This is a genomic window from Caldisericia bacterium, assembly GCA_021158845.1.
GTDB lineage: Bacteria > Caldisericota > Caldisericia > B22-G15 > B22-G15 > B22-G15.
Genome location: JAGGSY010000004.1, coordinates 1 through 6,092, shown reverse-complemented (window position 1 = coordinate 6,092; position 6,092 = coordinate 1). Strand labels below are relative to the sequence as shown.

General features: G+C 36.3%; 8 protein-coding genes. All 8 read right to left on the bottom strand.

The genetic code is table 11. The annotated features are described in order from the left end of the window. Positions 1 to 106 precede the first annotated feature (106 nt). The 8 genes from J7J33_00085 to efp are packed head-to-tail and all read right to left on the bottom strand — an operon-like array spanning position 107 to position 5,951. Positions 107 to 910, bottom strand: coding sequence for an NAD(+)/NADH kinase (locus J7J33_00085; protein ID MCD6167701.1), 804 nt, complete (start codon positions 908 to 910; stop codon positions 107 to 109). Beyond that, the gene (locus J7J33_00080; protein MCD6167700.1) at positions 888 to 1,709 is read right to left on the bottom strand and encodes a TlyA family RNA methyltransferase; all 822 of its coding nucleotides are present in this window, start codon (positions 1,707 to 1,709) and stop codon (positions 888 to 890) included. Before J7J33_00080 ends, J7J33_00085 begins: the two co-directional genes overlap by 23 nt. Beyond that, a complete protein-coding gene (locus J7J33_00075; protein MCD6167699.1) occupies positions 1,687 to 3,537 on the bottom strand; it encodes a 1-deoxy-D-xylulose-5-phosphate synthase in 1,851 nt (616 codons plus the stop codon). Before J7J33_00075 ends, J7J33_00080 begins: the two co-directional genes overlap by 23 nt. Continuing rightward, the gene (locus J7J33_00070) at positions 3,525 to 4,382 is read right to left on the bottom strand and encodes a polyprenyl synthetase family protein (GenBank protein MCD6167698.1); all 858 of its coding nucleotides are present in this window, start codon (positions 4,380 to 4,382) and stop codon (positions 3,525 to 3,527) included. Before J7J33_00070 ends, J7J33_00075 begins: the two co-directional genes overlap by 13 nt. Then, positions 4,379 to 4,654: an acylphosphatase gene (locus tag J7J33_00065; GenBank protein ID MCD6167697.1), complete on the bottom strand. Its 276-nt coding sequence runs from the start codon at positions 4,652 to 4,654 to the stop codon at positions 4,379 to 4,381. Before J7J33_00065 ends, J7J33_00070 begins: the two co-directional genes overlap by 4 nt. Continuing rightward, positions 4,632 to 5,057 (bottom strand): transcription antitermination factor NusB, encoded by a 426-nt coding sequence (nusB, locus tag J7J33_00060; GenBank protein ID MCD6167696.1) that lies wholly within the window; start codon positions 5,055 to 5,057, stop codon positions 4,632 to 4,634. The genes J7J33_00065 and nusB overlap by 23 nt, the downstream gene beginning before the upstream one ends. Further along, the gene (locus J7J33_00055; GenBank protein ID MCD6167695.1) at positions 5,047 to 5,379 is read right to left on the bottom strand and encodes an Asp23/Gls24 family envelope stress response protein; all 333 of its coding nucleotides are present in this window, start codon (positions 5,377 to 5,379) and stop codon (positions 5,047 to 5,049) included. Before J7J33_00055 ends, nusB begins: the two co-directional genes overlap by 11 nt. 2 nt (positions 5,380 to 5,381) lie before the next feature. After that, on the bottom strand, positions 5,382 to 5,951 hold the full coding sequence (gene efp, locus J7J33_00050) for an elongation factor P (protein MCD6167694.1): 570 nt from the start codon (positions 5,949 to 5,951) through the stop codon (positions 5,382 to 5,384). Between the last annotated feature and the right edge of the window lie 141 nt (positions 5,952 to 6,092).

The window sequence follows — 6,092 nt, the reverse complement described above, 5'->3', positions numbered from 1 at the left end:
CTTATTAAGTTAAGATACTCCCTAAATTTTGTAATTTCATCTCCAGTTAATCTTATTCCAAATTTTATTAACCCCTCCTTAAACCATTTAAGCCATATATCCTCCATCAATCTCCCCAGTGAAATTTAGAATTTAGAACATCATAAAAATTCTTTTCCTTCAATCTTACAAGTTTTGCATTTCTCTTTGATCTGAAAAACTGCATATAATCACCACTTGCAAGAATCTCCCTTTTCCTTCCATCTTCAATAAAATATGTTTTTCCAGAGGAGTTTATAAGAGTTATTGAGAGTTTCTCTTTGTCAGATAAAACAAGGGGTCTTGATGTCAATTTATGAGAACAAAGAGTTGTCAATATATAAACCTCGCTTTTTGGAGAGACTATTGGTCCACCTGCTGAAAGGGAGTATGCAGTTGAACCATTTGGAGTTGAAATAATTGCACCATCTCCTTTTATGGTTCCTGCAAATTTTCCATCCACAAATATTTCAAGAACAATTATTGGAGAAAATATATCCCTTGCTATGACAAAATCATTAAAGGAGTAAAATTTTCCCAGATTCTTACCTCCTCTCTTTAATTCACACTCAATTACCAATCTCTCTTCAACCAGAAATTTTCCAGAGAGTAACTTTTCAAGGGAAGAGAAAACATCTTCCTTCTCCACATCGGTAAGGAATCCCATACTTCCAAGATTTATTCCCAGTATGGGAACATCGTAAGGGAAGGCAAAGTGGAATGCCCTAAGAAAAGTTCCATCTCCACCCAATGACAGTATCAGAGAATCTTTTTCAACGCCATCTCTTTCAGGGAAGAATACATCAATTCCTCTCTCTCTTAAGAATTCCTCAATTTCACTGGATAAAATTTTTGCTTCATGTGTATCTTTAAAGCAAATTCCTATCTTCATAAAATTTCTCCTTTGCTTTTTTTATTGCACCTTCAGCTATTTCAGAAAGTGGTAAATCTATATCTATTTCTTCCTTTTTCATATATAGAAGATACTCAATGTTCCCTTCCTTTCCTCTTACAGGCGAAGGGATTATTCCAATTGGATAAAAACCCTCCTCTTTAACAAAATTAAGCATATCAATTAATATCTCTTTATGAATAGAAAAATCTTTAACCACACCTTTCCTTGTAGAGCTTTTTCCTCCTTCAAACTGTGGCTTTACAAGGAGAATGTAGTCTCCCCCACTCTTTAAAAAGACCTTTACATTTGGGATTATAAGTTTACTGGATATAAATGATGTATCCTCTGTTATTATGTCTATTCCTTCAGGTATATCCTTTTTGGATAGGTACCTTGCATTTACTCCTTCCATTACAATCACTCTTGGATTCTCTCTTATTCTTTTGTGAATAACTCCTCTTCCAACATCAACTGCATACACCCTATTTATTCCATTTTCAAGTAGAACCTCTGTAAATCCCCCTGTTCCTGCACCAATATCCAATGCGATCTTATTCTGAATCTCTATATTAAAGAAAAGAATCGCCTCTCTTAATTTTTCCCCTGCTCTGCTTACATAGATTTTTGGACTCATTACCTCTATTTTTGAACTTTCTCTTATATACATCCCACCTTTTGTAATCAACTTTCCATTCACATACACCTCCCCATTCTTAATCGCCTCCTTTGCCTTTTCCCTTGAGGGAAACAAACCTATCTTGACGAGATATTTGTCAAGTCGGTATTTTCTTTCCAACTATCCTTTCACACTCCTCCTTTATTCCCTCTTCATTAAGTTTGTATCTCTTCAATAGTTCCTCCCTTGTTCCCACAGGAGGATAAGTTTCAGTTACTGCAAGATGTTTTATTTTTATTCCAGTTATATCCATTAAAACAGGTTTAATTCTTGTTCCAATACCACCAAACTGGAAATGGTCTTCAACAATTAATACCTTTTTTATCTTCCTCGCATACTTCAATACAGTATCAATATCAAGTGGATTTGCGAATCTCATATTCAAAACCATCGGGTATATGCCTTCTTCATGAAGAGATTCAAGGATGTTATAGGCGTAATAAGACATCTTTCCAAGAGAGATTATTAGTAGATCATCTCCCTCTGATAAGACCTCTGCCCTATATGGTGTTAGATCAGTATCTATTGGGAGATTATCTGCGCTATCCTTAGGATACCTTATCACGCATGTATTCTCTGTCTGAAGAGCAAAATTGAGCATGCGGGAAAGTTCGTTTCCATCCTTTGGGCTCATGAGAATAAAATCTTTAAAGAAGGAAAAGTAAGATAGGTCAAAAATTCCCTGATGAGTGGGGCCATCTCCAGGCACAAGCCCTGCTCTATCAACTGCAAATATCACCTTATTTTTCTGGAGTCCGACATCAAGGATTATCTGATCCAACGCTCTCTGAAGGAAAGTTGAGTATATTGCCACAACAGGGATTGTTCCACCCTTTGAGAGTCCTGAGGCAAAACTTACAGCATGTTGTTCTGCAATTCCCACATCAAAAAATCTTTCTGGGAATCTTTCCTTGAAGTCCTTAAGTCCTGTGCCAAGTTCCATCGCGGCAGTTATGGCAACTACATCTTTTCTTCTTTCTCCAATTTTCACCATCTCTTCGCCGAAGACCTTTGAAAAGGTTCTCTTCTTTTTAATCTCCTTCAAAAAGGCAGGTGATGAATGGTAAACCTCGGGATTCTCCTCTGCAAAGTGAAGACCTTTTCCCTTCTTGGTGATAACATGAACAATTCTTGGAACATCTAAATCTTTGATTTTTGAGAAAACCTCTATAAGTAGAGGAATATTATGTCCGTCAAAGGGACCAAAGTAAAGGATTCCGAGTTCTTCAAAGAGCATTCCGGGTATTATAGCTTGCTTTAATATAAGTTTTGTTTTTTCAAGGAAGTCAACCACGCCTTTTCCAAGTTTCCCTCTTTTAGAGAGTTTTTCATTTATGCTCTTTACAGCATTTCTATAGGGTTTCTGGGCTCTAAGTTTTGAGAAGTAACTTGATATTGCACCTACATTCTTTGCTATGGACATCTCGTTGTCATTCAACACAATCATTACATCCTTTTTTAAATGTCCCAGATTGTTGAGTGCCTCCCATGCTTCACCACCGGTTAAGGCACCATCTCCTATAACATCAACTATTTTGTATTTTTCTCCCTTGAGATCCCTGCTTGCAGCAAGACCAAGAACCAGTGAAAGGGAATTGGAAGCGTGCCCAACATAGAATAAATCGTATTCACTTTCATCTGGTGCAATGAATCCCGAGATACCATCACTCTTTCTTATCTTCGGGAATCGTTCCTTCCTTCCAGTTAGAATTTTAAAAGTATAACATTGATGACCCACATCAAACATTATTTTGTCCTTTGGTGGATTTAGTGTGTAGAGAAGTGATATTGTGAGTTCTACCACTCCAAGATTTGATGCAAGATGTCCTCCTCCCTCTCCCACCACTCTTTTTATGTAATCTCTTATCTCTTCGGAGAGTTGTTTAAGTTCGTATATACTTAACTTTTTTAAATCTGCTGGATAGTTAACTCTATCTAAGATAGCCATGATTTTAGATACTCCACAAATGAGAAAAGTATATTGTTTTTGAGGGATAACTCTTTTAACACATCTTGGGCTTCGTTTAATAGATTAGATGCAATTTCCTTTGACTTTTCTATACCAAACATCTTTGGAAATGTAAGTCTATCCTCATCTTCAGTTCCTTTCCTTGCATCTTCTATGTCATCAAGAATCTGATAACTTAGCCCTACTTTTTCACCAAACTTTTCAATTACACTTATCTCTTTCTCTCCCCTCTCAGCAAGGATAACACCGATTTTTAATGCAGTTTTTATCAATGCTCCTGTTTTTTTAGAGTGTATATAGTATATAAGTTCCTCATCAGTTTCGTCTGGAGATGTCATTACATCCATAACCTGCCCGCCAACCATTCCTTCAATGCCAGCATTCTTTGCTACCTCATTTATACATTTTAATGTAAGTTCTGGTTTTATAGTATCCACACTGCTCATAACCTCAAAGGCAAGGGTTAGAAGAGCATCTCCAGATAGGATTGCAAGGTCCTCACCAAAAACTTTATGTAAAGATGGCTTACCTCTTCTTGTATCTGCATTATCCATTGCAGGTAAGTCATCGTGAATGAGGGAGTATGTGTGAATCAGTTCAATGCCAACGGCAAATGGAAGAGTTTTTTTCTCATTCTCTTCACTAAAAGAGGAATATGAAGCCATAAGGAGCACAGGTCTCAATCTCTTTCCTCCACTCTTAATAGAATAGGAAATGGCTGGATATATTGGGCTTGTCTTTATCCTTTCAAGAATCCTATCCAGTTCTTCGTCAACAATTTTCTTTTTCTGTTTAAGGAACTCAATAAATTCTTCCTTCATCATAGTCTTATCCTGAAATCCTTAAATTCATTCTTTGAATCTTTCCAGACAACATCCACCTTTTGAACAACAGCTCCTGTGGGTCCCTTTTTTAAATACTCAATCATTTTCTTTAAATCCTCCTCATCTCCTTCTCCAACAAAGGTAACACTTCCGTCGGGATTATTCTTCACATATCCTTTTATACCCAGTTCAAGGGCACGAAACTGAGCGTAGAATCTAAAACCCACTCCCTGGACTATGCCGTAAATCTTAACTTCTATTCTTTTCTTCACTTCTCACCTCATCAGCAATTCTACCAAGAATTCCATTTATAAACCTAAAGGAATCTTCATAACCACCAAATCTCTTTGCCAGTCTAACTGCTTGATCTATTATAGCTCCAGTTGGTATATCTTTCCTATACAGGAGTTCATAAGTTCCTATTCTTAATATATTCCTGTCCACAGGAAGTATTCTATTCCACTCCCATTTTATCAGGTGGTTTTTTATAACCTCATCTATCTCTTCTTTGTTTCTTTCTATTTCCTCAAAGAGATCTATCGCATACAGAACGGCATCATCAGGTATCTCACCAAACTCAAAGTAATTAATCACTTTGTCTATTTCAGATTTTGAGAGTTCTCTCTGATAAAGAAGTTGCAGTGCCTTTTCTCTTCCTATTTCTCTATGTTTCACTTTTATCTTCAACATCTATAACATATATGTTGAGTTCCTCAAGCTTACAATTTGTAAGTTTCTCAAGATTCTCTTTAATCCTCTCCCTTATTCTTTTTGCTATCTTTGAAATCTCTGAAAGGTAATAAACTCTCAACAGCAAATCTATGAATATTCTGCCATTTTTTCTTTTTATTTTTATACCCCTCTTTACCTCTTCTCTATCAAATACATCCATGAGTTCCTTTGCAAAATCAGAGCCGAGTCCCTCTATTTCATCAAATTCTTTGAGTGTATTCCCAATTATTTGAATTATGGCTTGATCTGAAACCACAAATTCCATACTCATCCTTTCTTCCCCACTCTCTCAATATACTTACCTGTTCTTGTGTCCACCTTTACAATCTCTCCTCTTTCAATGAAAAAGGGAACCTGTATCTTCAACCCAGTTTCCAATATTGCAGGTTTTCCTCCACCCTGTGCTGTATCTCCTTTATGACCTGGTTCTGTTTCAACCACCTCCAGTTCCACATATGTTGGAAGTTCAACTCCAATAGCTCTGCCCTTGTAGAATAGCATTGAAAGATTCATACCCTCTTTAAGAAAATACTTCTCCTCTTCTATAAAATCTGCGGGAATTTCTATCTGTTCAAATGTCTTATTATCCATAAAATAGAAGGTTGAACCATCATTATAGAGATACTGAACATCCTTGTGCTCTAAAAAAGCTTCCTTTACTTTTTCTCCAGCTCTAAATGTCTTTTCTATTACATTTCCTGTCTCAATGTTTCTTATCTTTGTTCTTACAAATGCAGATCCTTTACCTGGCTTTACATGTAAAAAACTTATAACAATGTAAACCTGACCATCAAGCTCAAAAGTAACTCCCGGTCTCAGATTGTTAACATCAATCATTCTTCCCTCCTTAAAAGTAACTCTATCTATGATTTTATCAACTTAATTAATCTTTTCAAGAACTTATCTACTGTAGACAGTTATAAATTTATCCAACTCTGTGGTTTCATCGGAGGAAACAGAATTCCCAAACTTAAGAAG